Origin of the sequence: Asanoa hainanensis, from assembly GCF_900188485.1 — a bacterium.
In the GTDB taxonomy this organism is placed as follows: Bacteria; Actinomycetota; Actinomycetes; order Mycobacteriales; family Micromonosporaceae; genus Asanoa; species Asanoa hainanensis.
Window position 1 is genome coordinate 56099 of record NZ_FZPH01000030.1, and the last position, 262, is coordinate 56360.

Here is a 262-nt window from a genome sequence, read left to right on the forward strand (position 1 = left end):
AGTTGCGATCCTCGCCCGGCTCGGTGGCCGGGCGCAGGAGCTGGTAGGCCTGCCAGCCGATGCACTGGTCGCGGGTGTTGCGATCCTCGCCCGGCTCGGTGGCCAGGCGCAGGAACACGTTATCGGCGGGGCCGCACCGGGTCGGCCCGATGTTGCGATCCTCGCGCGGCTCGGTGGCCGGGCGCAGCCGGTCGAGGCCCACCAGGTGGCGAGCGACCTCGGCCCGTTGCGATCCTCGCCCGGCTCGGTGGCCGGGCGCAGC

The 262-nt window shown here is 75.2% G+C and carries 1 protein-coding gene; it reads right to left on the reverse strand.

The annotated features are described in order from the left end of the window. Positions 1-202 (reverse strand): hypothetical protein (locus CHC05_RS41925; RefSeq protein ID WP_179266581.1); only part of this gene is annotated, 202 nt, incomplete at its 3' end. Positions 203-262 lie beyond the last annotated feature (60 nt).